The organism is Acinetobacter wuhouensis (genome assembly GCF_001696605.3).
GTDB classification, from domain to species: Bacteria; Pseudomonadota; Gammaproteobacteria; order Pseudomonadales; family Moraxellaceae; genus Acinetobacter; species Acinetobacter wuhouensis.
Genome location: NZ_CP031716.1, coordinates 719266 through 745572 on the forward strand (window position 1 = coordinate 719266; position 26307 = coordinate 745572).

21 protein-coding genes are annotated in these 26307 nt (G+C 38.9%); 12 read left to right on the forward strand and 9 right to left on the reverse strand.

Going from position 1 to position 26307, the window contains the following annotated elements; translation table 11 throughout:
• The first annotated feature begins 73 nt into the window (after nucleotides 1-73).
• On the forward strand, nucleotides 74-2455 hold the full coding sequence (gene pheT, locus BEN71_RS04075) for a phenylalanine--tRNA ligase subunit beta (RefSeq protein ID WP_068972887.1): 2382 nt from the start codon (nucleotides 74-76) through the stop codon (nucleotides 2453-2455).
• Nucleotides 2452-2748, forward strand: coding sequence for an integration host factor subunit alpha (locus tag BEN71_RS04080; protein ID WP_004723042.1), 297 nt, complete (start codon nucleotides 2452-2454; stop codon nucleotides 2746-2748). The genes pheT and BEN71_RS04080 overlap by 4 nt, the downstream gene beginning before the upstream one ends.
• A 412-nt stretch (nucleotides 2749-3160) precedes the next feature.
• Here the strand turns inward: BEN71_RS04080 and BEN71_RS04085 are convergent, their stop codons facing one another.
• The 3 genes from BEN71_RS04085 to trxA form a co-directional block, all read right to left on the reverse strand.
• Nucleotides 3161-3421: a hypothetical protein gene (locus BEN71_RS04085; protein WP_068972888.1), complete on the reverse strand. Its 261-nt coding sequence runs from the start codon at nucleotides 3419-3421 to the stop codon at nucleotides 3161-3163.
• 382 nt (nucleotides 3422-3803) lie between these two features.
• Complete coding sequence (gene rho / locus BEN71_RS04090; RefSeq protein WP_068972889.1) at nucleotides 3804-5072, reverse strand: transcription termination factor Rho; 1269 nt, start codon at nucleotides 5070-5072, stop codon at nucleotides 3804-3806.
• Between the two features lie 347 nt (nucleotides 5073-5419).
• Complete coding sequence (trxA, locus tag BEN71_RS04095) at nucleotides 5420-5746, reverse strand: thioredoxin (RefSeq protein WP_068972890.1); 327 nt, start codon at nucleotides 5744-5746, stop codon at nucleotides 5420-5422.
• Nucleotides 5747-6039: 293 nt separating this feature from the next.
• Here trxA and ppx point away from each other — a divergent pair, with 293 nt between their 5' ends.
• The 6 genes from ppx (at nucleotide 6040) to BEN71_RS04125 (ending at nucleotide 11728) form a co-directional block, all read left to right on the forward strand.
• The gene (gene ppx / locus BEN71_RS04100; protein WP_068972891.1) at nucleotides 6040-7560 is read left to right on the forward strand and encodes an exopolyphosphatase; all 1521 of its coding nucleotides are present in this window, start codon (nucleotides 6040-6042) and stop codon (nucleotides 7558-7560) included.
• A 103-nt stretch (nucleotides 7561-7663) separates the two neighbouring features.
• Nucleotides 7664-8488: an acetyl-CoA carboxylase carboxyltransferase subunit alpha gene (locus BEN71_RS04105; protein WP_068972892.1), complete on the forward strand. Its 825-nt coding sequence runs from the start codon at nucleotides 7664-7666 to the stop codon at nucleotides 8486-8488.
• The gene (gene tilS / locus BEN71_RS04110) at nucleotides 8425-9777 is read left to right on the forward strand and encodes a tRNA lysidine(34) synthetase TilS (RefSeq protein WP_086322732.1); all 1353 of its coding nucleotides are present in this window, start codon (nucleotides 8425-8427) and stop codon (nucleotides 9775-9777) included. The genes BEN71_RS04105 and tilS overlap by 64 nt, the downstream gene beginning before the upstream one ends.
• Nucleotides 9778-9801: 24 nt before the next feature.
• Nucleotides 9802-10632, forward strand: coding sequence for a pyrroline-5-carboxylate reductase (gene proC / locus BEN71_RS04115; RefSeq protein ID WP_068972894.1), 831 nt, complete (start codon nucleotides 9802-9804; stop codon nucleotides 10630-10632).
• Nucleotides 10633-10683: 51 nt separating this feature from the next.
• On the forward strand, nucleotides 10684-11253 hold the full coding sequence (locus tag BEN71_RS04120; protein WP_068972895.1) for a YggT family protein: 570 nt from the start codon (nucleotides 10684-10686) through the stop codon (nucleotides 11251-11253).
• Nucleotides 11254-11356: 103 nt separating this feature from the next.
• The gene (locus BEN71_RS04125; protein WP_068972896.1) at nucleotides 11357-11728 is read left to right on the forward strand and encodes a hypothetical protein; all 372 of its coding nucleotides are present in this window, start codon (nucleotides 11357-11359) and stop codon (nucleotides 11726-11728) included.
• A gap of 129 nt (nucleotides 11729-11857) precedes the next feature.
• Here the strand turns inward: BEN71_RS04125 and polA are convergent, their stop codons facing one another.
• Nucleotides 11858-14617: a DNA polymerase I gene (polA, locus tag BEN71_RS04130; protein WP_068972897.1), complete on the reverse strand. Its 2760-nt coding sequence runs from the start codon at nucleotides 14615-14617 to the stop codon at nucleotides 11858-11860.
• A gap of 162 nt (nucleotides 14618-14779) precedes the next feature.
• Here polA and BEN71_RS04135 point away from each other — a divergent pair, with 162 nt between their 5' ends.
• Nucleotides 14780-17503 carry a DUF2339 domain-containing protein gene (locus tag BEN71_RS04135; RefSeq protein ID WP_068972898.1) on the forward strand — a complete coding sequence of 908 codons (2724 nt, stop codon included), beginning with the start codon at nucleotides 14780-14782 and terminating at the stop codon, nucleotides 17501-17503.
• Between the two features lie 70 nt (nucleotides 17504-17573).
• Here BEN71_RS04135 and BEN71_RS04140 read toward each other — a convergent pair whose 3' ends face one another.
• Together BEN71_RS04140 and BEN71_RS04145 are read right to left on the reverse strand one after the other, a co-directional pair.
• The gene (locus tag BEN71_RS04140) at nucleotides 17574-18749 is read right to left on the reverse strand and encodes a thiolase family protein (RefSeq protein ID WP_068972899.1); all 1176 of its coding nucleotides are present in this window, start codon (nucleotides 18747-18749) and stop codon (nucleotides 17574-17576) included.
• Between the two features lie 174 nt (nucleotides 18750-18923).
• Nucleotides 18924-19451: a GspH/FimT family pseudopilin gene (locus tag BEN71_RS04145; RefSeq protein WP_068972900.1), complete on the reverse strand. Its 528-nt coding sequence runs from the start codon at nucleotides 19449-19451 to the stop codon at nucleotides 18924-18926.
• Nucleotides 19452-19826: 375 nt separating this feature from the next.
• Here BEN71_RS04145 and omp38 point away from each other — a divergent pair, with 375 nt between their 5' ends.
• From omp38 to BEN71_RS04160, 3 genes are all read left to right on the forward strand, one after another.
• A complete protein-coding gene (gene omp38, locus BEN71_RS04150) occupies nucleotides 19827-20858 on the forward strand; it encodes an outer membrane protein Omp38 (RefSeq protein ID WP_068972901.1) in 1032 nt (343 codons plus the stop codon).
• A 117-nt stretch (nucleotides 20859-20975) separates the two neighbouring features.
• A complete protein-coding gene (locus BEN71_RS04155) occupies nucleotides 20976-21443 on the forward strand; it encodes an OmpA family protein (RefSeq protein ID WP_068972902.1) in 468 nt (155 codons plus the stop codon).
• Nucleotides 21444-21536: 93 nt separating this feature from the next.
• Complete coding sequence (locus BEN71_RS04160) at nucleotides 21537-22070, forward strand: cysteine peptidase family C39 domain-containing protein (RefSeq protein WP_068972936.1); 534 nt, start codon at nucleotides 21537-21539, stop codon at nucleotides 22068-22070.
• A gap of 112 nt (nucleotides 22071-22182) precedes the next feature.
• On the opposite strand, the gene BEN71_RS04165 is transcribed toward BEN71_RS04160, so the two are convergent.
• The 3 genes from BEN71_RS04165 to BEN71_RS04175 all read right to left on the reverse strand — a co-directional run bounded on the left by BEN71_RS04165 (nucleotide 22183) and on the right by BEN71_RS04175 (nucleotide 26255).
• Nucleotides 22183-23388 (reverse strand): RtcB family protein, encoded by a 1206-nt coding sequence (locus tag BEN71_RS04165; protein WP_068972903.1) that lies wholly within the window; start codon nucleotides 23386-23388, stop codon nucleotides 22183-22185.
• Between the two features lie 369 nt (nucleotides 23389-23757).
• Nucleotides 23758-25221, reverse strand: coding sequence for an amino acid permease (locus tag BEN71_RS04170; protein WP_068972904.1), 1464 nt, complete (start codon nucleotides 25219-25221; stop codon nucleotides 23758-23760).
• Nucleotides 25221-26255 carry a class I SAM-dependent methyltransferase gene (locus BEN71_RS04175; protein WP_068972905.1) on the reverse strand — a complete coding sequence of 345 codons (1035 nt, stop codon included), beginning with the start codon at nucleotides 26253-26255 and terminating at the stop codon, nucleotides 25221-25223. Before BEN71_RS04175 ends, BEN71_RS04170 begins: the two co-directional genes overlap by 1 nt.
• Between the last annotated feature and the right edge of the window lie 52 nt (nucleotides 26256-26307).

A 26307-nucleotide genomic window follows, 5' to 3' on the forward strand; every position in this document is an offset into this window, starting at 1 on the left:
GATGACGGGTACTTTGCTTTTAAAAGTGGAGTGAGAGGGGATTAGAAATTTAGAAATTATAGGTTTTTACGAAATGAAAATTAGCGAAAATTGGCTACGCACGTGGGTAAATCCTGCAATTGATAGCGAAGCTTTATCTGACCAGCTGACTATGCTTGGTTTAGAAGTTGATGATTTAACACCAGCAGCAAAACCATTTACAGATGTAGTGGTTGGTGAGGTTCTTACTGTAGAGCAACATCCTGATGCAGATCGTTTACGTGTAACCACAGTCAATATTGGTTCGGGTGAACCATTGCAAATCGTTTGTGGTGCGCCAAATGTCCGTGCAGGGATGAAAGCACCTGTTGCAACGATTGGTGCAGTATTACCTGGTGATTTTAAAATCAAAAAGGGCAAACTTCGTGGCGTTGAGTCACAAGGAATGCTGTGCGGTGCTTCTGAAATTGATCTTGAAGATAAAATTGATGGTCTTTTAGAACTTCCAGATGATGCGCCTGTTGGTGTGAATATCCGTGAATATCTAAATCTTGATGATCATGTGATTGATATCAGTATCACGCCAAACCGTGGTGATTGTTTCAGTATCTGTGGGATTGCCCGTGAAATTGGTGTGATTAACCAGTTGCCTGTGACTGCACCTGAAATTCAAGAAGTTGCAGCGACAATTGCAGATCAAAAACAAGTTGTGATTACAACTGAAGGTTGCCCACGTTACTTAGGTCGTGTGATTAAAAACGTCAATACTAAAGCACCGACACCGGCATGGATGGAGCAAGCTTTAGCACGTTCAGGTATCCGTCAGCACAGTATTTTGGTGGATATTACCAACTATGTATTGATGGAGTTGGGTCAGCCCTTACATGCTTTTGATGGTGGCAAGGTACAGGGTTCAGTTCATGTACGCCAAGCGACTGCTGCTGAAAAACTTGTATTGTTAAATGAACAAGAAGTTGAATTGTCTGAAAATGTGATGGTGATTGCAGATGATGCCAAAGCCTTGGCAATTGCAGGCATTATGGGTGGTTTATCTTCTTCTGTGACTGATGAAACTACTGAGATTTTCTTGGAATCGGCATTCTTCGCTCCACTTGCGATTGCAGGTCGTGCGCGTAGTTTTGGTTTACATACCGATGCATCACAACGTTATGAACGTGGTGTGGATTTTGAATTACCAATGATTGCCATGCATCGTGCATCGCAATTGATCGCTGAACTTGCCGGTGGTGAATTTGGTCCGATTACTGTTGCTGAACAAACTGCGTTATTGCCAAAACGTGAAGCGATTGAATTGAATCAAGCGCAAGTGGATCAATTGCTTGGCTATAAAGTTGAATCAGATTTTATTACCGATGCTTTGCAGCGTTTAGGTTGTGAAGTAACCGTTAAAGCACAAGGTGAATGGACAGTTGTTCCGCCATCACATCGTTACGATATGGCAATTTATCAGGATTTGATTGAAGAAGTTGCGCGTATTCATGGCTATGACAATATTCAAATGAGCTTGCCAGTCATTGATGTGAGATTAGCAAAACATCAAGACCAGTTTGAATTACCACAATTACGCCAAACTTTGGTGGCTTTAGGCTACCAAGAAGCGATTAGCTTTAGCTTTGCAGATTTAAAACTTGAAAAGCAATTGAATTCACAAGTGAATCCTTTGGCATTGGCAAATCCAATCTCAAGCGATTTGGCAGTAATGCGTTCAACCTTGCTTTCAAGCCTGATACCTTGTGTTCAGTACAATATCAATCGTCAGCAAAGCCGTGTGCGTTTCTTCGAGCTTGGTTTACGTTTTGATTATCAAAATGCACAAAATATTGATGATCTTAAACAGATCCCTACTTTGGCGATGATCGCTGTGGGGGCTAAGCAAGCAGAATCTTGGCATGCTAAGCCTCAAGCGATGGATTTCTTTGATTTAAAAGGTGAAGTTGAAGAAGTTTTAGCCGCAGGTCGCGTCCAAGTTGAGTATGTACGTTCTGAACGTGAATGGCTACATCCTGGTCAATCTGCTGAAATTTTGGTGAATGGTCAATCGATTGGTTATTTAGGTCGTTTGCACCCATCTTTAGAAAATGCACTCGATTTGGGCACAACTTGGGTTGCTGAGCTCGATCAATCGGCTGTTTTGCAAACTTATGTATCTAATTTTACAGAATTATCACGATTTCCATCGGTTAGACGTGATATTGCTCTTGTAATTAGTGATAAGATTAATGTCAGTGAAATTCAGCAACTTATCGAAAAGACTGGTGGAGAGTTACTCGACTCAAATTGGTTATTCGATGTGTACACTGGGCAAGGGGTTGAACAAGGTAAGCGCTCATTGGCATTTGCATTGTTATGGCAACATCCAACTCGTACACTTGAAGATGCTGAAATTAAATCCGGTATGGATCATATTATTCAAGTGTTAGAAAGCACTTACCAAGCGACATTGAGGGCCTCATGACAGCATTAACAAAAGCAGAAATGGCTGATCATTTAAGTGAGCTTACGAGTTTAAATCGTCGTGAAGCGAAACAAATGGTTGAATTGTTCTTTGACGAAATTAGCCAAGCATTAATTGCAGGTGAACAAGTTAAACTTTCAGGTTTTGGTAACTTTGAACTACGTGACAAACGTCAACGTCCAGGTCGAAATCCAAAAACTGGAGAAGAAATTCCGATTTCAGCACGTCGAGTGGTAACGTTCCGTGCAGGTCAGAAATTCAGACAACGTGTAGGTACAGAACAAGAAGATTAATTTTCGATTCGTTATGTATAAATAAAAGCCCTGAGTATTTACTTGGGGCTTTTTTGTATGTGCGGAGCAAAGGTGAATATAATCGTTTTGAAGATCAGCCTATTTTCAAAAGTTGGTTTTGAATAGATAGAGATCAATAATGAATGTTCTCTTTCCTTATGGAGTGAGAATCAGTGTTTTGCAAGCGGGAGAAACTTCATTCTCTTGTGGAATTGTGCTCTTCATTTCAGAGCCATATATAGTTAATAGAAGTACACTTTGAATACATTTTAAATATATAGTTTGAGTGCTTTATGAATTAGCCAAGAAGTTTATTGCTGTGTGAGTAAACTAGAGTATAGAGATATTTTTTATAGACATAAAAAAAGAGAACCTAAGGTTCTCTTTTTTCTGATAATAATCTAAGTGATTATTATTGAGCAGCAGAAGCTGGAGCAGAAGCGTCAGCAGCAGCGGCAGTAGCTTCAGAAGCAGCGTCAGTAGCAACTGCAGCAGCGTCAGTAGCAGAAGCAGCAGCAGCGTCAACAGCAGCAGTAGCTTCAGAAGCAGCTTCTACAGCTTGAGAAGCAGCAGCAGTTGCGTCAGCAGCAGCTTCTTCAGTTTTTTTAGCACAACCAACGAAAGCTAAAGTAGTAGCAACTGCAGCAGCAATAGCGATTTTTTTGAATAACATGGCATCACTCTCATAAATTAAATTGAGACAAAAAACCCAAGTTAGCCTGTTTATTGCTTTTTGCATGAGCAGTCTAACTGGTATGCGAATATGCTATCACTGCGCATTTTGAATTGCTACTGTCTAAATTAAAAAAACTGTCAAAAATGATGCAAAAATGATGGTTTTTTAACAGATATTTACAATTGATTTTGAGTTTTAGATTGGTTTATTAAAGGGTAAATACTTAAAAAACATGGGGAAAACTATTTATTAATTTTAATTTTCAAACATTTGCAACTTTGTGTTAAATCAAAACGCTGCAATTGTATATTTATGTAAATAATGTCAACCAAATAAAAAGGCTATCGTTATAGATAGCCTTTTTATCATTTTCTTTAAATTAGTTTGCAGCTTTACGCTTCATTTGATCAAAGAAATCATCATTGGTTTTGGTTTCTTTCATGCGATCTAGCAAGAATTCCATTGCTGCAAGTTCATCCATAGGGTGAAGTAATTTACGTAAAATCCAGACTTTACGTAGGTTTTCTTCGCTCATGAGACGTTCTTCACGACGCGTACCTGATTTTTTGATGTTCATTGAAGGGAAGACGCGTTTTTCAGCAATACGGCGATCAAGTGTAATCTCTTGGTTACCTGTACCTTTGAATTCTTCGTAAATGACTTCATCCATTTTACTGCCTGTTTCAATTAAGGCAGTAGAGATAATGGTGAGTGAGCCACCTTCTTCAATGTTACGTGCAGCACCAAAGAAGCGTTTAGGGCGTTCTAATGCATGTGCATCTACACCACCAGTTAACACTTTACCAGATGAAGGAACAACAGTGTTGTACGCACGTGCTAAACGTGTGATTGAGTCGAGTAGTATCACAACGTCTTTTTTGTGCTCAACCAAGCGTTTAGCTTTTTCAATCACCATTTCAGCTACTTGTACGTGACGTGCAGGCGATTCGTCAAATGTAGAAGCAACAACTTCACCTCGAACTGTACGTTCCATTTCGGTTACTTCTTCAGGACGTTCGTCAATAAGAAGTACGATGAGGAAGCATTCTGGGTTGTTACGAACAATCGATTGCGCGATGTTTTGTAACAACATCGTTTTACCGGCTTTTGGTGGTGCAACAATGATTGAACGTTGACCTTTACCAATTGGCGCAATTAAATCGACTACACGTGCAGTTAAATCTTCAGAAGAACCATTACCCAATTCCATGACTAATTGCTCAGTTGGGAAAAGTGGTGTTAAGTTTTCAAATAAGATTTTATTACGTGAGTTTTCAGGTGTATCGTAGTTAATTTGGTTTACTTTTAATAATGCAAAGTAACGTTCACCTTCTTTCGGTGGGCGAATCGTACCTGTAATCGTATCACCTGTACGTAGGTTAAAACGACGAATTTGTGATGGGCTTACATAAATGTCATCAGGACCAGCAAGGTACGAACCCGCTGCTGAGCGGAGGAAGCCGAAGCCATCCGACAAAATCTCTAGAACACCATCACCAAAAATTTCTTCGCCATTCATTGCATGGCGTTTCAAGATGGCAAAAATGATGTCTTGCTTACGGTTACGCGCCATTCCTTCAAGGCCCATAAACTCAGCAATTTTAATGAGTTCGCCGATCGGTTTTTTCTTGAGTTCAGTTAAATTCATAGATGGTCAGATTGAATAAGGATGTGTGGAACACAGATAAAAGAGAAAAGAAGCAAAAGTCGTCCGCAGTGCAATCGTTGAGCTGAAAATGCATTTGAGCAAAAACAGACTCAGAAGCTATGTAGTTCTTTCGAGGAGAAATGTGTTAAACAATTTCTGTTGCCGAGCGGCGATCTTATGTGTTGTCTTTTAAGAAACAGGAAAAAGATAATCCTAATGTTCCTTGTGCATGAAATATAAGTGAGATCAATGTATTTGTCAAATTATAGTCAAAAAAATACGCTAGTTTTTCTAGCGTATTTTTGAATATTTTAAATTTTGCAGATCAGTACTGCAAAAATCTAAAATTAGATATTTTCATCAATGAATGAAGTCAATTTAGACTTTGGCACTGCACCGATTTGTTGCGCAACAACTTCACCGTTTTTGAACATTAATAATGCTGGGATATTACGGATGTTGTAGTTCACAGCAGTTTGTTCGCAAGCCGTTACATCAACCTTAACGATTTTAACTTTGCCTTCGTATTCATTAGAAAGTACTTCTAATACAGGTGCAATGGCTTTACATGGTGCACACCAACCTGCCCAGAAATCAACAATTACAGGAATGTCAGATTGAAGAACGTCAGCGTCAAAGTTTGCATCAGTTGTATTTACGATATTGCCAGACATGGATTTTGCTCCAAAAATATTTTAAAGATGAATCTATCTATGGATATAAGTATTACACAGTCATCTTTAACAATGTAGGGGAATGCGTAAATTTTCAGGCGAATTGATTAAATTGTCCAATTGATGCTCACGATATTTACAATCGGAACTTTGAAAAAAGGGTGGTTTCTGTAACACAATTGTCATATATGCTGAAAAAATAATGACTCGTCAAATTGTCTAAATAAATGGCTTTTAAATTGCGTGCATGTGAATTAATCTAGGCAACAATTCAGTATGAGTTTGTATAAATAATGTCTGATTTTTTGATTGATGAAGAATTACTTGCTGCCATTGATATGGGGTCAAACAGTTTCCACTTGGCAATCGCACGTGTGGATCATGGTGAAGTTAAGAAAGTTGCTTCTATGTCAGAAAAAGTTCAGCTTGCTGCTGGATTGGATGAAAATAAGAATTTAACTGAAGCTGCACAACAGCGTGGTTTAGCGTGTTTAGCACGTTTTGTCGGGCGTTTGAGTTCTGTACAACCGACCCGTCTTCGTATCGTCGCGACCAATGCTTTGCGTCAAGCTAAAAATGGTCACGAATTTATTCAAAAAGCTGCTGAAATTTTACCAAAACCGATTGAAATCATTGCAGGTCGTGAAGAAGCGCGTCTAATTTACTTAGGTGTTTCGCATACCATGGTCAATAGTGGTCGTCGTTTGGTGATTGATATTGGTGGTGGTTCGACTGAGCTGATTATTGGTGAAGAGTTTGAACCCATTCATACCGAATCTTTGCAAATGGGTTGCGTTGCATTTACCAAAGCCTATTTCCCAGAAGGCGATATTAATAGTAAAGCCTTTGATAAAGCCGTAGTGGCAGCACGAAAAGAATTGACCTCAATTGCCAATACTTATAAAGCTGCTGGTTGGGATACGGTTGTTGGTTCAAGTGGAACAATCAAGGCTTGTCGCCAAATCGCAGTCAATATGGGGTGGAGTGATGAACAAGAAAACTTGACCCGTGAAGGCTTAGAAAAATTAAAAGAAAAAATGCTGAAATTCAAACACATTTCAGATATGGAGTTTGAAGGTTTAAAAGAAGATCGTCGAGCTGTTTTACCAGCAGGTGTTGCGATTTTGTATGCTGTATTCGAAGTATTGAATATTGATAAATTGGTTTATTCCGATGGCGCATTGCGTGAAGGGGTTATGTACGATCTTCTAGGGCGTTTTCAACACGAAGATGTCCGTGATCGTAGCGTACAAGCCATGATGGGGCGCTATGGCGCAGACCAAAAACAAGCAGAACGTGTAGTCGAAACCGCACAGCATTTATTTGATGGTGTGGCTGTTGCACTGAATTTAAACAGTGATGATAGTGATTTATTGCGTCGTGCTGCGTATTTACATGAAATTGGTTTAGCAATAAGTCACAGTGGTTATCATAAACATAGTGCTTACTTATTACAGCATTCTGACATTCCTGGTTTTTCGCAAATCGATCAAAACCATTTGTCACATTTGGTCGCTCATCATCGTCGTAAATTACGTCCAGATGCCAAATTAGATGTGCTCAAGGTCGGTAGTCACAAGCTTGTCTACTTATGCTTATTGCTTCGTCTTGCCGTTTTACTGAATCACAGCCGTAGCGATGAGATGCTTCCTGCCATTGAATTGACGGTGGATAATGAGCAACAATGGCATCTCAGCGTTTCTGGTGATGCCAAACAATGGCCACTGCTGGTTGCAGATTTGCATGATGAGCAAGTGCAATTTAAGCATTGGGACATTGCATTGAATATTCAGTCGGAACAGTTTATCGATTAACTTCAGGTCGGGTGATGATTGTCTGAGATCAGTCATGCAATATCACCCGAACCTAAACTTCCGCAGGGTGAACCCTCGGTAAATTAGGGATAATACTCGACTTATGAAAAGTAAAGCTGCTCAATCTAAAGCTTGGAAAACGGTTCAAATTGCACGTCATCCTGAACGTCCGCAATTTTTGGATTATGTAGGCGAAATTTTTACAGAATTTGATACCTTGCATGGTGATCGTCTTTATGGTGATGACGGTGCAATGGTCGGTGGTTTAGCACGTTTTAATGGTCAACCTGTGATGGTGGTTGGTCAGCATCGTGGTCGTAGTACCCGTGAAAAATTACAACATAACTTTGGTATGTGTAATCCTGAAGGTTACCGTAAGTCACAGCGTTTGCTCGATATGGCAGAGCGTTTCAATCTACCTGTATTTACTTTTATTGACACAATGGGAGCTTACCCAGGTGTTGGTGCAGAAGAACGTGGTCAAGCAGAAGCGATTGCGACAAGCTTGGCTCAACTTTCTAGCTTAAAAGTTCCAGTTATTGCAACCGTTTTAGGTGAAGGTGGTTCAGGTGGCGCACTCGGTATCGGTGTGGCTGACCGTGTAGTAATGCTTTCACACAGTATTTACTCTGTGATTTCACCAGAAGGTTGTGCATCAATTCTTTGGAAAACAGCTGAAAAAGCAGAACAAGCCAGTGAAGCACTTGCATTAACCGCAGACAAACTTCAAAAAATCGGTATTGTTGAATACGTGGTAGATGAAGGTGAGGGCGCGCATTTACATCCATTAGAAGTTATGGAAAAACTCAAGGATGTGTTACAACAAGCGCTTGATGAATTACAGCCTTTAACTGCGGAAGAACGATGCGAAGCACGTTATCAACGTTTAATGAAGTTTGGCAGCGACAACTTAGGACTCGCTTCTTAAAACAGCATTCTCAATTTGCTGAAAATACGCAATTTCTGATCGGATGTAGTGGTGGCATGGACTCCATGCTATTGCTACATGTGATGTCTCAGCTTTTTCCTCATCAAATTCGTGCGATTTACGTCAATCATCAACTACAACAAGTCAGTGATGAATGGGCTGATTTTGTCGCTGAACAATGTACACAACTGAATATTCCTTATATTATTCAGCCTGTTCAAGTTGCTCAAGGTAATCTTGAAAATCAAGCACGCCAAGCGCGCTATGATGCATATCTACAACATTTAAAAGAAAATGAAGTTCTTGTTTTAGCTCACCATCAACAAGACCAAGCTGAAACGTTATTGTTACGTCTATTCTCAGGCGCTGGTGTTGCGGGTTTATCAGCAATGCAAGCCATTGATCAGCGTGATGATTTGACCATTTGGCGACCACTGTTAAATACGACGCGTGAGCAGATTTGCCAATGGGTTGAGCAATTACACATTTGCTATGTTGATGATCCTACGAACTTAGATACGCATCATGATCGTGCATGGTGTCGACATGAACTTTGGCATATTTTGCAAAGCCGTTATCCCAAAATGCAGCAGGCTTTGGCTCGAACCAGTTATTTGATGCAAGATGCGGATGAAATTCTCAATGAAGTTCTACAGCAAGATTTACAGTTGTGTGGAAATGCTGAACAGCTTGATTTAGAAAAACTACAACAATTGTCATTGGCCCGACAACGCCAGCTTTTATCAGCTTGGATGAAAGGGCAGGATACTTATCGCCCCGCATTTGAAATGGTGCAACGCCTACAAGATGAAGTGATTTATTCAAAAACAGATTCACAAGCGGCTTTACATTGGAATCAGTTTTATTATTTACGTTATCAAAATCAACTTTATCGGATTGCGCAAACACAATATTTAGCATCAAAATCTAAGCAATTGATTCCCATACAAGCGTTGCAATTACAGCTCCATCAACAGCTACAATTACCCGCTGGTAACTTTCAATTAGAACGTTCTAAAATAGGTTTAGCTTTTACATTGCTTGGAAAACAACTGACATTGAAAGCACGTCAAGGTGGAGAGAAAATTCATCTATACGGTCGGGTCGGTGCTTGGCCATTGAAAAAAGCCATTCAAGATGCGCATATTTTTCCTTGGAAGCGTCATACAATTCAAATATTAAGTGTAGATAATGTTATGCTTGGTGTGTTTACACCAAATGGTTTTTGGTTGGCGCAATCTGAATATTGTGAAGTCGACGGTTGGCAACCAAATTTAATCTCAGCGTAACAAAACTAAGGTCGAGTGTGATTCATGAGTGCAGTGTTAAATTGTAATATTACTTTTATTGGTGGTGGAAATATGGCTCAAGCCCTGATTGGTGGCTTGTTGAGTCGTGGTTTACCTGCAACACGTATTACAGTTTCAGACCCCGTTGAAAAAGTTCGTGAATTACTCAAAGAAAAAGATGTGCATGTGACTGATGATAATGTTGCAGCGATTAAAGATGCCGATATTGTTGTATTTGCTGTGAAACCGCAAGTTTTAGGCACAGTATTAAAACCATTAAACGGTTTATTTGCGAATAAATTGATTATTTCGATTGTGGCTGGTGCTGAAATTAAAACGATTTCAGACTTGACTGGCAATAATCGTATTGTCCGTGTGATGCCAAATACACCGGCTTTGGTGCAAACGGGTGCGCATGGTATGTATGCGAATGAAGAAGTTGAAACAAAAGATCGCGAGTTGGCGACACAAGTTTTGGCTTCAACAGGTTTAACCATTTGGGTAGGTTCAGAAGCGCAAATTGATGCTGTAACTGCGGTTTCTGGTTCAGGTCCTGCATATTTCTTCTATATGATGGAAAGTATGATTCGTGCAGGTAAGAATATGGGCTTGGATGAAAAGGTGGCAACGGCTTTAACCTTGCAAACAGCGCTAGGCGCTGCGCAAATGGCGATCACCAGTTCAAGTGCGCCGTCAGAGTTGCGTAAAAATGTGACCTCACCAAATGGTACGACTCAAGCCGCAATCGAAGTATTTGATCGCGCACAAATTTCACAGAATATTCAAACAGCTTTGGCTGCTGCGCAAAAACGTAGTCAGGAATTGGCTGTAGAGTTAAGTGACAGCATTAAATAATTTTTTAATCATCGTTTTAAGCATATATTGATTTTTTAGGAACGTTCCAATATGGGTGCAAATTCTGCGCAAATTTTTGGCATTATCATTAACGTAGCGATTTTGCTCGTATTCTTTCGTTTTTTAATGCAGTTGGCGATGGTCAGTCCATACAATCCAGTGGTTTTGTCGACGGTCAGAGCAACTAAAATTGTGGATATGTTTAGCCGAATTTTCCCAACTTTGGCGAAAGGTCGTGTAAATACTGCTGCTTTGGTTTTAGTCGTTGTTCTATATCTGCTGAAGATTTTTGGCATGATGTACTTGCAAGGTGCGATACCGAATAGCCCTGTGCATTTAATTATTTTGACTTTTGTGACGATGATTCAGGATTTGATTCGTTTCTGCCGTTATTTAATTTTTGCAACGATTATCTTAAGTTGGGTGGTGATGTTTACACAGTCACGTTCACCTTATATTGAAGTGATTCAAGAGCTTGCTGAACCATTATTGGCGCCATTTCGTCGTATTATGCCCAATATGGGGATGATTGATTTATCTCCGATCTTGGCATTCCTAGCACTCTATGTTGCTGAAATCCTGATGAATGAAGTCGCTAAGGTTTTATTGACTGGCTTGTAATAGATTGGTTGGAAAAGAAAGGACTCGAAGGAGTCCTTTTTTATTGCTTAGAATTGATGAAATGTATAGGTTGTTATGACTACTAAAATATTTATTTAAAAATATGAAACTTGAAACCAATAATTTAAATGCGGAATTCTATTTAGCTTCATTAGCTCTAGGTATTCTAGAAGCGATGAAGCAGGGAGTTGTACATCCTGAAATCGGGGTTTGGTCATTAGGACGATTACAATGTTCACAACAGTTTGAAAACTCTCCAGTGTTATCCAATGATCTCAAATATGTCATTGGATGTATGGACGAAATTACTACATGGGCTGAACTAGATCCACAAAATTGCTTTGGCAGACAACAGAAAATGATTGATGAGTTAAAATATAAATGTTTGAATATTTTATTAAATTTAGATTATGAAAGTATGGGTTTAAGAATGTTGTTATCAATGGATGATCATGATTTGGATATTGAAGATTGATTTTATTGGAGGTTATAGGAAAGAGAGATACTTGTAATACTTCTCTTTCCTTATAAGGTTGTAGCTCTTATTTTTAAAGATCACCTCTCCCTAACCCTCTCCTAAAAGGAGAGGGAACTTACTCCAGACTTAATGTGCCTCATCCCAGTTGTTGCCTTTACCAACTTCAACCACTAAAGGCACAGATAAAGTACATACTTTTTGCATCACGTCTTTAATTTGTTCAGCCAACTGATCTGCAATGGCTTCATCGACTTCAAACACCAATTCATCGTGTACTTGCAATAATAATTTAGCTTGATCATTCGGTAGGATTTTAGCCACTTCAATCATGGCCATTTTAATAATTTCAGCAGCAGAACCTTGGAGTGGTGCATTAATTGCCGCACGTTCAGCTCCTTTACGTACCATCATATTTCGTGCATCAATATCAGGTGTATATAAGCGACGACCTGTAATGGTTTCAACAAAGCCTTGTTCCAAAGCGACCTGACGCGTACGTTGCATATACTCATAAATGCCTGGATAGCGATGGAAATATTGCTTGATATAATCTTGCGATTCTTGACGTGTAAAACCAAGCTGACGAATCAAACCAAATTCTGACATACCATAAAGAAGACCGAAGTTGACTGCTTTAGCTTGACGACGTTGATCTGAAGTCACATCTTCCAGTGCTACACCCAAGACTTCTGAAGCTGTACGACGATGGACATCTTGACCATGCTTAAAGGCATCGACTAAGGCATCATCTTGAGAGAAATGTGCCATTAAACGCAGTTCAATTTGAGAATAATCGGCTGCGAGCAGTACACGTCCTTTTGGAGCAATAAAGGCTTTACGGATTTGACGGCCAATTTCCTCACGAACTGGAATATTCTGTAAGTTTGGATCAGTCGATGATAAACGCCCAGTCGCTGTTAATGCTTGGTGATAACTGGTATGCACACGATGAGTATCATTATTGGCTTGCTTTACTAAAGCTTCTGTATACGTGCTTTTGAGTTTGGTTAAGCCACGATATTCAATGATCAAAGCTGTAATTGGATGATCAATTTTTTCTAAAACAGCTTCCGAAGTACTGTATTGACCCGTTGCAGTTTTCTTACCACCTTTTAAGCCGAGTTTTTCAAATAATACTTCACCGACTTGTTTAGGTGAGGCAACATTGAATGATTCACCCGCAATTTCAATAATCTGATTTTCCAAATTTTGAATGGTTTCCGCAAAATCGACACTGAGTTGGTCTAAGAAAGTTAAATCTAGCTCAATCCCATTTTCTTCCATTGTCGTTAAAACACTGGCAACAGGCATTTCAATATTGTGCAAAATTCCGCTGAGTTCAGGAATTTCTTTCAGTTTGCGATCGAGAACTTCATAGAGGCGATAAGTGACATGGGCATCTTCAGCTGCATAATGTGCAGCCGTTTCAAGCTCAATTTGATTAAAGGTTTTTTGTTTTGCACCTTTACCTGCAACTTGTTCATAGGTTGTGGTCAAATGGCTAAGATAAACACGTGCCACATCATCCATACCATGACGTGTAGCTACAGCATTTAGTACATACGATGCCAACATCGTATCGAAATACCAACCTTGTAAATGGATGCCGTGATTCTCAAAAATATGTGCATCGTATTTTAAATGATGTCCAATTTTCTCAACTTTTGGATCTTCTAAAATAGGTTTGATTTGCTGAATGATGATTTCACGATTGAGTTGTTCAGGTGCACCTTCATAGTCATGCGCAAGCGGAACGTAATAAGCATCTTTAGCATCGAAAGCCACTGAAAAACCGACCATTTCAGCAACACGATAATCTAAACTTGTGGTTTCAGTATCAATTGCAAAACGCTTTTCAGTGCTTAAACGTTGGAATAATTTGTCCCAATCTGCTTGAGTCAAAACGGTATGGTAATTTGCCTCACCTAAACGGTCATCAACACTCGAACTGATTGCTTGATCTGGTGTTGCTTCTGATACTTGTTCAGTTTTGGCAATTTCTTTCGTGGTTTGTTTATAGACTGAACTGTTTGGATTATTCGGATGATCAAGTGATTGTAATTGGTTACGGAACTCAAGTTCAGTATAGAGATTACGAAGCTTTTCAACATCTGGATCAGCCAGTTTTAAATCGTCATAAGTCAGATTTAAATCTAAGTCGATGACAATACTTGCAAGTTGGTGATCGAGTGCAATCCCTTCAACATTGTCTTTAATATTTTGACCAATTTTGCCTTTGATATTGTTGACATTCTCTAAAATGCCACCAATTGAATCATATTCATTTAAAAGTTTTGCAGCCGTCTTTGCACCAACACCTGGCACACCACGAATACCATCAGAGGCATCGCCCATGAGGGTTAAATAATCAATAATTTGATCTGGACGCACGCCAAATTTTTCAATGACACCATCCACATCCATAGGTTTATCTTTAAAGCTGTCTTCCAAGGTCACTTTGTCAGTGACAAGTTGAGCCATGTCTTTGTCACCTGTTGAAATCAAAACTTGATGACCAGCGGCTTCGGCACGTTTAGCTAAAGTCCCGATAATATCATCAGCTTCAGCACCCGGAAGCATGTGTAAAGGAATGCCCAGCGCACGAATTAATGCATGTAAATACGGAATTTGCTGAGAGAGCTCGTCAGGCATACTTGGACGATCACCTTTATAAATCGGTGATAACTCATGACGGAAAGTTGGCTCAGCGGTATCAAAAATTACAGCCATGTGCGTTGGCTGAACGCGACGCATCAATTTTTGAATTGCAGAAATTGCCCCACGAATCGCATTGGTTTGTAATCCAGTTGATGTGGTTAAAGGTGGGAGTGCGTGAAAGGCACGAAATAAAAAGTATGACCCATCGACCAATACAAATGGTGGCATTGAAAATTTCCTAATCCAAATAACCGCTTTATTGTACGTGATTTTTCGCTATTGCGAAGCGACAACGGTCATCCTTGTGTTACTGAATATCTGATGAATACATGCAATGTCATCACATGACTGTTGTATCATCAAATGACTCAGGACAGAGAAAGAGCAAATATGCTGAAAGGGCAGAGTGAAATTCGCGTTATTTGGTTGATGATGCTGATGATTATTGCAGTGAGTGCATGGTTTTTTGATACAAAAATCGTGACCTATATCTGTGGCTTGGCATTTGTCATGAGTGTGATGCACTACGTGGATGCAATTCAAAATCCGATGCAAGAGATTGCTGCGCAAACTCGAATTCCTGTGCAGAATACCTCTAAAGTCCCGCTTTATATTTCTTCAATTGTTTCTGTCGTTGGATTAACTCTACATTTTAGTTGGTTGGTCGGTTTAGGTTTAACCGCTTGGATTTTCTTTTTTCTGCGATGGCTTAGACGTTTAGAGCGATATTTGACTCAAGTGCAAACACAATTACAGCGCTTACAGTCTTCAGCTGATTTACCATTTAAAACAGATAATCTAGCAAATCAATCTCTTCAACATGCTCAAATTGCTTCAGTAGATCGTTCGCCAACAGATAGCTTGATGACACAAGTTCGACAATGGATTTTTCAAGGCAATCCCGTGTTAAAAGTCGCCATCCTAGTTTTGGTGATCGGGACTGTGTTATTGCTGCGATTTGCAACGGAACATTGGCAACTGAGTCTGGCGGTTAAGCTCGCTATCGTTGCTTTGGTAAGTATTGGCATCACGGGATTAGGTTTTATTTTACAGAGTAAAAATCATAGTTTTGCTTTGGCATTGGAAGGGCTAGGCTTGGCAGGGCTTTTTCTGACTTTATTCTTTGCCTATTACAATCAAGTGATTCCTAATATTTTCATCGCAGGAATATGTTTTGCGGTCATCATGCTGGTGACTTTGGGATTAAGTCTAAAACAGCAAAGTATCGAATTGGCTTTAATGGCAATGCTGATTGCCTATGTTGCGCCTTTTACTTTACCTATTCGTAGTGCAACAGCAACCGAGCTAGTTGCCTATTATTTGGTGATTAATATTGCGATTGCGATATTGAGTACACTGCGACCTTGGAAATACCTGAATCAAATTGGTTTTTTAGTGACCGCTATTGTTGGCGGGGCTTATACTTTTTATCATGGTTATGCACAAGAAAAATCACGATTAACGCTTTTGGTTGTGGCACATATTGCAATCTTTGTCTGGCTTGGATTTCGCTTTAGTCAATTGATTGCGAAACAGGATCTAGAACAATTCAAATTGAAACCTAGCCTAGATATTGCGTTAATTTTCGGTGCACCAATCATCGGTTTTCTGTGCTTATATTTGATGTATTTTCATCAAGAATGGCATCTAGCCAGTTTTAGTTTGGCTTTTTCTATTGTTTTCACCATTATTTATCAACTTTCAAAACGGAATCAATCCATTCAGTTGATTTCTCAAAGCTATTTTAGTTTGGCTTTGATTTTCCTCGCTTTAATTCCACCAATTCTTTTGCATGGGCAATGGAGTGTTGTCGGTTGGGCAACTGAAGGTTTGTTGATATTTGCTTTTGCACTATATCAACAATCCAATATTAGCCGTTATATGGCTATGTCATTGCTGATCGTTGCAGGATGTTCGAGTCTGTATTATTTGGTTGAATTGGCAAATTTTCCAACCACCATGTATTGGTGCTTAAGTCTAAGTTATGTTGCTGTCGTAGTTTTAGCCAATAGTTGTGTTGAGTTTCAAAAGCAAATTAGTGCGATGACAACCTTATTTTTAAGTGTGTTAATGCTGTCTGCAACTGCGATGATGCTGTATTTATTATTGGATTATTTTGAAGGTGATCATCAATATATTTATAGTTTACTGGTTCTGAGTTTTGGCTATTTAGTCTTGAATGAAGTGTTATTAAAGCTTCAAGCCGCTTGGACATGGCTCATTCCTAAATGGATTGGTGTTATTCCTCTGTATGTTTTTGCGCTGATTCTCATTCTAGATATCAGCCAAAATGGTGTGTTAGTTTGGACAAATTCTGTAGAACGATGGGGCATGCTTGTTTCAGGGTTATTATTAACACGGATTTGGTTAAGACCTTTACGTGGAATTCGCCTTGAAAATGAATGGGTGAGTTTGGGCGTTTTAACCAGTCTTAATCTTGCCAGTTTAAGTTTGATTCCGAGTATGCCTTATATCAGTGTGGTGATTTTACCGTTACTATTCTGTGGATGGTGTTTCTTTCAAAAGAATGCTGAATGGGCGATGTTTTGGCAAACACGTAGCAGTTTAGCGTTGATGTTGCTGTGGATGGTTTGTTCGCAATTATTTTCGCAACAAGCATTTCAAGCCTATTTATTACCTATACTGAATCCATTCGATGCGGTGAGCATTGCAATATTGATCGGTTTTTTATGGATGCTAAATTTACAAGTCAAGCAACAATATCAACAAGGCATGGATCAAGGGATTTTGGCGGTACTTTCTGTACTTAGCGTGTTGTGGCTCAGCAGTTATATTTTACTGCGTGCTTTGCATGTGTATTTTGCGACACCGTATAACGATTTAAGTTTGTGGCAAGATGCAACATTACAACTGAGTTTAACTTTGCTGTGGGTCAGTTTGGCTTTTATTGCCATGAGTTATGCAACTCGAAAAGTTATTCGCCCTTTGTGGATTTTAGGTGGCAGTATTCTTGTCATTGTGACATTGAAATTGGTGTTATTTGATCTTTCTCATATAGGAACTTTAACACGTGTGATTTCTTTCTTGGGTGCTGGTTTTATTATGTTAATTATTGCTTATATTGCACCAATTCCAGAGCTAAAAGAAAATTAAGTCGTTGTGATAATAGATAAAACAAAAAAGCATCTAGAGGTCTAGATGCTTTTTTGATGGATTGAAAATATTAAAGAATTTCAATTGCAACCGCTGTTGCTTCACCACCACCGATACACAATGCCGCAATACCTTTTTTACCGCCTGTGCGTTTTAAAGCATGGATCAGAGTTAAAATAATGCGTGAGCCTGTTGAACCGACTGGGTGACCTAATGCACATGCGCCACCATTGATATTGACTTTTTCAGCATCTAGTTTGAATTCATCCATTGGACACATAGTCACCATAGCAAAAGCTTCATTGATTTCCCAAAGGTCAACGTCTTGAGCATCCCAACCCGTTTTATTTAACACTTTTTGGATTGCGCCAACAGGTGCGATGGTAAATTCAGAAGGATGTTGTGAATTTGATGCATAAGCGACAATTTTCGCCAAAGGATTTAAACCTTTTGATGCAGCATGTTCAGCAGAAGTTAGCACTAAAGCTGATGCACCGTCTGAAATTGAGCTGGCATTTGCTGCTGTAATTGTTCCATCTTTTGCAAAAGCAGGGCGTAAAGTTGGAATTTTTTCAATATTGGCATTAAACGGTTGTTCATCTTGGTCAACAACCACATCACCTTTACGACCAGAAATGGTTACAGGCACGATCTCATCTTTAAACCAACCTTCGGTAATGGCCTTTTGTGCACGTTGTAAAGAACGAATCGCAAAATCATCCATTTGTTGGCGGGTATAGCCTTTGTTATTAGCCATATCTTGAGCAAAAGAACCCATTAAGCGACCTGTTTCAGCATCTTCTAGACCATCAAAGAACATATGGTCTTTCACTTCGCCGTGACCCATACGGAAACCGCCACGTGCTTTTGGAAGTAAATAAGGTGCATTGGTCATGGATTCCATACCACCTGCAACAATCACTTCTGCCGAGCCAGCTTTGATCGCATCAGCAGCTTGCATCACTGCTTTCATACCAGAACCACATAATTTGTTAATGGTGACTGCACCGGTAGAATCAGGTAAACCCGCTTTACGCATGGCTTGACGCGCAGGACCCTGTTTTAAGCCTGCTGGAAGTACACAACCCATAATGACTTCTTGAACATCACTTGCTTGTAATCCAGAACGAGTAATGGCTTCTTTGATTGATGCAGCACCCAGTTCAGGGGCAGTTGCACTCGCAAGACTACCTTGAAAGCCACCCATTGCAGTACGTGCACCATTGACAATTACGATGTCAGTCATTGTTCTAAGCTCCAATTGATTATTCTGAGAATGTATCCAAACTTAAGCAGTATATAAAAATAAATTGGAGAATAAAGTCTATTCAGCCAAGAATAGTGGACTAAACAGGTCAGTTTTTTGAAAATTAATTACATTCAATTCACAAACACAGATCAATTAACAAACACAGATCAATTAACAGGCATAGCTCTCGACTCTTAATAACCCCGTTTTGGGAAGGGCGAATCGACGGTGTAATGAGGAAGCGTGCTGACTACAATAATAAAAACTTCCGAAAGAGCTACGCGGTAGTCCAGTATCTCCTTGAAAGGTTAATACTTTGGTACTTGTAACACCCCCATCCCAAGTCAGTGAACCATATTTAAGTTTTGTATCTACAACGCTATGGATTCTTTCATCTGGGTCTACTTGTTGATTGCTATTGAGGTCACTGAACATGATTATGCCTGTATTCCATTGATCATTGGCACATTGAGTTGCATTGGCAGATGAACAAATCACAATGATAGAATGGTAAGTGACAGCATTACTTTTTGCAGATTGGTTGAGGGTGTGAATGAGTGCTGTAATGTGATTTAACTCTTGTTTCGCTTTGAAATTTAAATATGAGGGAAATGCTAAAGTTGCAAGAATGGTTAGAATTGAAATAGTGACAATCAATTCTACAAGCGTGAAAGCTTGCTCTTTACAATAAGAATACATGTGTTAATCTTCGTTTAAGTATTGTTTTTTATTTGAAAAATAATAATTTTTCTTATAAATTTAAATGAATTGCGTATAGTGGAAAAAAAATATTACTATCGCTTTCTTTTGCTGTTAAAATACTAGCAAGTAAAAGATAAGCTATTCGCAGAAAAAAATTGAGTAAAAAGTTACCGAATTACAACGGAAATTGTAAGTAATTTTGTCAATAATTTACTTGATTAAAGTTATCAAGCACTTGGAAAAAGCCTCAAGTGTTTGTATGATTCAACGTGAGTAGCTTAAAAATAATACTGGGGTATTAAGTTTATCTCGGATAAGCCAAAAAATTTTAGGCTAAGCTTGAACAACAATTGTTATCTCTGGAGGATATCCATGAAATTGAGTCGTATCGCACTTGCTATGCTTGTTGCTGCTCCATTCGCTGCTGCTAATGCTGGCGTAACTGTTACACCTTTACTAGTTGGTTACACTTTCCAAGACTCTCAACACAATAACGGTGGTGATAAAGGTGAGTTAACTAACGGTCCTGAGCTACAAGACGATTTATTCGTTGGTGCTGCTTTAGGTGTTGAGCTTACTCCATGGTTAGGTTTTGAGGCTGAATATAACCAAGTTAAAGGTGATCTTGACGGTACTGGCGTAGCTGGTTCTGAATACAAACAAACTCAAATCAACGGTAACTTCTATGCTACTTCTGATTTGATCACTAAAAACTATGACAGCAAAATCAAGCCATACGTATTATTAGGTGCTGGTCACTATAAATACAAACTTGATGACATGTCTTACCACAACAACGAAGAAGGTACTTTAGGTAACGCTGGTGTTGGTGCTTTCTGGCGCTTAAACGATGCTTTATCTCTTCGTACAGAAGCTCGTGGTACTTATAACTTCGACGAAAAATTCTGGAACTATACTGCACTTGCAGGTCTTAACGTAGTTCTTGGTGGTCACTTGAAACCTGCTGCTCCTGTAGTAGAAGTTGCTCCAGTTGCTCCAGTTGTTCCAGCTCCAGTTGAACCAGCTCCTCAACCACAAGTTGAAGATCTACAAATGGAACTTCGCGTATTCTTTGATACAAACAAATCAAACATCAAAGATCAATACAAACCAGAAGTTGCTAAAGTAGCTGATGCATTATCTGCGTTCCCGAATGCGACTGCTCGTATCGAAGGTCACACAGATAACACTGGTCCACGTAAATTGAACGAACGTTTATCTTTAGCTCGTGCTAACTCTGTTAAATCAGCGCTAGTAAGCGAATATAATGTTGATGCTTCTCGTTTGACTACTCAAGGTTTTGCATGGGATCAACCGATCGCTGACAACAAAACTAAAGAAGGTCGTGCTATGAACCGTCGCGTATTCGCTACGATCACTGGTAGCCGTACTGTAACTAAATAATTTGTTATTTAGTTTAAAAAAAGCGACTCAATAGAGTCGCTTTTTTAATGGAAATATCTATAATTAAAATTATGCTAAATAATAATTGAATGTAAAATTAATAATTAAAGGTTAACAATGAAATTTATTATTCTCGGATTTATGCTATTGGGTCTAGTCGCTTGTACAACGGCAGATCCACTCATGCCAACAAACTCAATAACTGTTGCGATTCAAAAGCAACACCCTAAAGAGGTTAAGTCCTTAAAAAAAGGTGTGCGAATTTATTTCCAACCAAAATCAACAATGATCGATGAAGAGTATCAACCAGCTTTATCTGTTGCAGCACAGTTACTTCAAGCAAATAAGAATTTTGCCTTACAAATTGAGGGACATACTGATAGCTCTGGATCTTTGGCATCGAATAATAAAGTATCATTAAATCGTGCAAATCTTGTAAAAGACTATTTAATCAATGAATATAAAGTTAATCCTGAGCAGTTAATGATATTAGGCTCTGGGCCTACAAAACCGATTGCAGATAATAAAACAGCAGATGGTAAAGCGAAGAATAGACGAGTAGAGGTTATTTTAAAAATTAAATAATTGAAATTTAAAATAACAAGAGATATAGCCTCTCTATATAAAATGCTTTATCGCTTATAATTATGTTTCTTGGTTTTGAAACTATGTGGTGAAATAAGCGTGCAGCTACCTGATGAGTTATTAGATTTAGAAGCAAATTGCGGTATTTATGCGATCTGGATGATTTTTCATCATTATGGTGTAGATCTTCATATTCCAGATCTTGTGAAACTCTGTAAGCATAATGATCAAGATGGTACTTTTGGTATCTCACTTGCTGTTGCATTACAAAAGTTAGGTTTAGATGTTACTTTTTATAGTGATGAAGATTTGGTTCAGCATTCAACAGAAGTCGAGTTCTACCAAGAGGCTCAAGTGCTTGGAATCAGTGTTCAACAACCTTCTTGTAGTTATCAAGATATTCAGTACGCAGTTGAAAATGGTAATTTCGTGATTGTGTACTATGACACATTAGAAGGTGTTGGGTACCATTCATTGGTATATTCAATTGATGATGTCGAAATTAGTTTCTTTGATAGTTTCGAGCCTATGCCTAAAACTGTTTTTGAACAGCAACGTCAAGTTGAAGGAATTTGTCGTCAAGTGATCATCGTTGATGATCGAAAATTTTGCATGCGTGATGCGTAATTTATTCAATATGATGTAAATTGAGTTTTTTCTAGATCAGCTTAATTGATAAAAATATGATGAAAATGTATTTCAGCAAAGCGAACTCTGCTGAAATAGGTATTCTAGCTATTTATCCTTTGATACATAATACTTGTTTAAGTGTATGAACGACTTCAATTAAATCACTTTGATTTGCCATGACTTGATGAATATCTTTGTATGCACTCGGAATTTCATCCACAACGCCTTTGTCTTTACGACATTCAATACCTTCTGTTTGTGCAATCAAATCTTGCTGACTAAATAAATGCTTGGCTTTAGTTCGACTCATTTTTCTTCCTGCACCATGTGAGCATGAGCAGAATGAATCGGGATTGCCTTTGCCTTTAACAATAAAAGATTGTGCGCCCATTGAGCCAGGAATGATGCCATATTCATCAAGCCCTGCACGAATTGCCCCTTTACGTGTCACAAATACCTCTTCACCAAAGTGAATTTCTTTACGGACGTAATTATGGTGGCAATTAATTGCTTCTTTGTTCATTTGAAAACTTGGCAGTAATGGGCGAATTGCCTCTAAGATTAAACGCATCATTTCACGTCTATTCTCATAGGCATATTCTTGTGCCCATTCTACAGCTTCAAAATAATCATCAAAGTTATTTGAACCTTCGGCAAAGTAACTTAAATCTTTATCTGGCACATGCCCAAAACGGCTTTGGGCTTCTTTTTTGGCGCGTTCAATAAAGTAAGTCCCAATCACATTGCCTAAACCACGACTGCCTGAATGTAGCATGATCCAAACATCATCATTTTCATCTAAGCATAGTTCAATAAAGTGATTTCCACCACCTAAAGTACCAAGCTGTTTTTGCCAAGTTGAATCAAAGCTACGTAACATACGTTTCAGCGCAGGGTGCTTATCTGTAATCAATTTCAGCCTTTTGTCTAAAGGAGAAAGCGTAGAGGCCTTGGCTTTGAGTTGCTTATGCATTTCAAAACCAATGGGTACTTTTCTTTCAATCGCATTACGTAAGGCACTTAAATTATCAGGCAACTGTGATGCTTTTAAACTGATTCGTAGTGCATTCATGCCACAACCAATATCCACACCAACTGCAGCAGGGATAATGGCATTCTTGGTTGGAATGACACTACCTACAGTTGCACCCTTACCTAGATGTACATCAGGCATCACCGCAATATGCGAGTGAATAAATTGTAATTGCGACATTTTCCGAAGTTGCGTTAGGCTTTCTTCATCCACATCTTGTGTATAAATTTTTACTGGGACGCCATATTCTGCTTTGGCGTTCAAAATCATTTGTATTGCCATGATTTTCTCTTCTTGAATTTTTATTTTGTCCGCGCATATCAAACATAGAGGCATAAAAAAACCTAGCGAATGCTAGGCTTTATTACATTGTAATATTTTGCATTCGGACACAATTGTAAACAGTGCCCGTAAGTAGACATCTGCTTGTTTAGTTTTGTTTGTTCTCTGTAAATGGCATGATGTACTCCTTAAATCTGTGAATTCGATATTTGTAAGAATTCGGTATAGGGGAATTGAACTAATCTTATTCAATTTTCAGGTTATTCTATAAATAAAAAAAAGTTTGTCAATTTATTCTTTAAATTTTATTTTTCGGTAAGAATTAAAAAAAGCAGCCCTGAGGCTGCTTCATATTGATGAATAAAGAAATTATTCTTTTTCAATCTGCATTGGTTTTACATCCATTTCATCATATGCAACAAATTTTGATTTGAATTTCCATTTATAACCTAGCCAAATTGCAAGGAAGAGTGGAATACTGATATAGGTTGATAATACGCCCATCCAGTCACCTTTCATAAAGGCTTCATAGTTTTGACCTAAGACCACGATCGCACAGAGAATAAATGCAAACCATGGACCGAATGGGAAAAACTTAGCACGATAAGCAAGGTCTTCAAGTTTGTAGCCTTGAGCTAAATAACCTTTACGGAAGCGGTAATGTGAAATTGCAATCCCTAGCCACACGATGAATCCACACATCCCTGACATATTGAGCAACCATGTAAATACAACACTTTCACCAATAAATGTTGTTAAGAAACACAGTGCAGCAATTGCAGTTGTGGCATAAAGGGCATTCATTGGAACACCGCGAAGATCTAGTTTGGAGAATACTTTTGGTGCTTTCCCTTCACGTGCCATGTCAAACAGCATACGTGTTGAAGAATACATACCTGAGTTACCCGCAGACATAATCGCAGTTAAAATCACCGCATTCATTAAGCCCGCAGCAAAGGCTAAACCTGCTTTTTCATAGAGTAATGTGAATGGCGAAAGGGTAATATTACCGTCGCCTTCAGCAGCCAAAGCAAGGTTTGGATCTGTATATGCCACCAATGTACCGATGATGAAAATACACAAGATATAGAATAAAAGAATACGCCAGAAGATTTGCTTAATCGCAATCGGAATGGTCTTTTTCGGATCTTTAGATTCACCTGCTGCAACACCGACCATCTCAGTGCCTTGGAAAGAGAATCCAGCAATCATTGCCACACCAACTAAAGCTTGGAAACCACCTACAAAAGGAGCTTCACCAATCGTCCAGTTTTTGGTAATTGAATCTGTTGGATCAAGCATGATTTTACCGATCATGAACAGACCGATTGCAATAAAGAAGATAATCGCAATGACTTTGACCAGTGAAAATAAGAACTCACTTTCACCAAAACCTTTAACCGTTAAAGCATTGATAAAGAAAATGATGGCAAGGAACAGGGCACTCCACCAGAAGCCTGGAATGTCTGGAAACCAGAATTTCATGATGAACTGAACGGCAACCAATTCAAATGCAACCGTAATTGCCCAGTTATACCAATAGTTCCAGCCTAGTGCGAAACCAAAGCCTTCTTCTACATATTTATTACCATAAGTAAAAAATGCTCCAGAAGTTGGGTTGTGCGTAGCCAATTCACCAAGACTGGTCATCAAGAAATAAATCATGACACCAATTAACACATAGGCAAGTAATGCACCGCCTGGACCCGCTGTCGCAATGGTTTGACCTGAAGCAAGGAATAAACCTGTTCCGATTGAACCACCAATGGCGATCATATTTAAATGTCTTGCTCCAAGCTTTCGCTGAAGTTTTGGATGACCATTATCGCTCATCATGATTCCTTACTATTTTTTTGAGTATTGGCAAATAACACTTTAAAGCCTTGTTGATCTGCTTTAGTCTCACATCGACCAAAGCTTTGCTCAATCAGTAATGGGTAATTGAGGAAGCGGTTCGCCACAATCCACAACTCACCCCCCGATTTTAAATGTCGTCTTGCCGTTTTACATAAATTTTCGCTGGCATTGTAATCTGTTTGAATCCCCTGATGAAATGGGGGATTGCTGACGATTGCGTGCAAGAATAGCGGTGCATCTTCAATTCCAGTTACAGCTTTGACTTCAAGTTGCTCTAATGGCAACGCATTTTTTTCAAAAGTCATTTGCGTCGAAGCCAATGCAAATGCATCTACATCTAAAGCAAAGATACGGTTTTTAGGATTTAATTTGGATAAATATGCACTGATCACGCCTGCACCACAACCAAAATCAGCAATTTTACCTGAGCTAACCTGTTTTAAATAAGGCAATAATACTGCAGTACCGACATCTAAACGATTTTGACTGAAAACGCCTGGTAATGCGCAAATCGTCAATTCTCCAGCTGGTGTTTCCACTGGATAATGTTGAACCCATTCAGTAAGAGGTTTGGCAACGACAGTTTTATCAGTTGTTAGTTGCCACATTTGGCAATGGCGTGCGCTGTCTAACTTAATCGCTTGCCCAAACGGTTGTAATTGCTTGGAAGCACGTTCTACGCCGCCTTTTTTCTCTCCAACTAAAAAGATGGATGCACCAATCGGTAGGCGACTGACTAAATTATGCAAAATATAATTGAGTAATTCTTTTGATTTGGGAACAAAAACTACAGCTTGATCAAAGCTAGATTCTGGAAGATCTGTTCCAAAATGTACATCTGATTGTTGGTTTTGGAAGTATTGAAATTCATTAAAATTCCACGTCCAAACACTTGCTTCGATGTCATGAGCTAAATTTGAAAGTAGGTCATCCATTGGTGCATTGACCAATAACACGCGTCCAGAAAGGTAGTCATGCTGTCGAATGACAACTTCACTTCTCGGCTCCATATTCACCATCCATCATTAAATAAAAAAGTATGTTTATCTTCATTAAAATGAA

Excerpts from the sequence above, each read along its gene's own strand:
- pheT (WP_068972887.1), top strand. The coding sequence starts at position 74 with ATGAAAATTAGCGAAAATTGGCTACGCACGTGGGTAAATCCTGCAATT.
- BEN71_RS04080 (WP_004723042.1), top strand. The coding sequence starts at position 2,452 with ATGACAGCATTAACAAAAGCAGAAATGGCTGATCATTTAAGTGAGCTT.
- BEN71_RS04085 (WP_068972888.1), bottom strand. The coding sequence starts at position 3,421 with ATGTTATTCAAAAAAATCGCTATTGCTGCTGCAGTTGCTACTACTTTA.
- rho (WP_068972889.1), bottom strand. The coding sequence starts at position 5,072 with ATGAATTTAACTGAACTCAAGAAAAAACCGATCGGCGAACTCATTAAA.
- trxA (WP_068972890.1), bottom strand. The coding sequence starts at position 5,746 with ATGTCTGGCAATATCGTAAATACAACTGATGCAAACTTTGACGCTGAC.
- ppx (WP_068972891.1), top strand. The coding sequence starts at position 6,040 with ATGTCTGATTTTTTGATTGATGAAGAATTACTTGCTGCCATTGATATG.
- BEN71_RS04105 (WP_068972892.1), top strand. The coding sequence starts at position 7,664 with ATGAAAAGTAAAGCTGCTCAATCTAAAGCTTGGAAAACGGTTCAAATT.
- tilS (WP_086322732.1), top strand. The coding sequence starts at position 8,425 with ATGCGAAGCACGTTATCAACGTTTAATGAAGTTTGGCAGCGACAACTT.
- proC (WP_068972894.1), top strand. The coding sequence starts at position 9,802 with ATGAGTGCAGTGTTAAATTGTAATATTACTTTTATTGGTGGTGGAAAT.
- BEN71_RS04120 (WP_068972895.1), top strand. The coding sequence starts at position 10,684 with ATGGGTGCAAATTCTGCGCAAATTTTTGGCATTATCATTAACGTAGCG.
- BEN71_RS04125 (WP_068972896.1), top strand. The coding sequence starts at position 11,357 with ATGAAACTTGAAACCAATAATTTAAATGCGGAATTCTATTTAGCTTCA.
- polA (WP_068972897.1), bottom strand. The coding sequence starts at position 14,617 with ATGCCACCATTTGTATTGGTCGATGGGTCATACTTTTTATTTCGTGCC.
- BEN71_RS04135 (WP_068972898.1), top strand. The coding sequence starts at position 14,780 with ATGCTGAAAGGGCAGAGTGAAATTCGCGTTATTTGGTTGATGATGCTG.
- BEN71_RS04140 (WP_068972899.1), bottom strand. The coding sequence starts at position 18,749 with ATGACTGACATCGTAATTGTCAATGGTGCACGTACTGCAATGGGTGGC.
- BEN71_RS04145 (WP_068972900.1), bottom strand. The coding sequence starts at position 19,451 with ATGTATTCTTATTGTAAAGAGCAAGCTTTCACGCTTGTAGAATTGATT.
- omp38 (WP_068972901.1), top strand. The coding sequence starts at position 19,827 with ATGAAATTGAGTCGTATCGCACTTGCTATGCTTGTTGCTGCTCCATTC.
- BEN71_RS04155 (WP_068972902.1), top strand. The coding sequence starts at position 20,976 with ATGAAATTTATTATTCTCGGATTTATGCTATTGGGTCTAGTCGCTTGT.
- BEN71_RS04165 (WP_068972903.1), bottom strand. The coding sequence starts at position 23,388 with ATGGCAATACAAATGATTTTGAACGCCAAAGCAGAATATGGCGTCCCA.
- BEN71_RS04170 (WP_068972904.1), bottom strand. The coding sequence starts at position 25,221 with ATGAGCGATAATGGTCATCCAAAACTTCAGCGAAAGCTTGGAGCAAGA.
- BEN71_RS04175 (WP_068972905.1), bottom strand. The coding sequence starts at position 26,255 with ATGGAGCCGAGAAGTGAAGTTGTCATTCGACAGCATGACTACCTTTCT.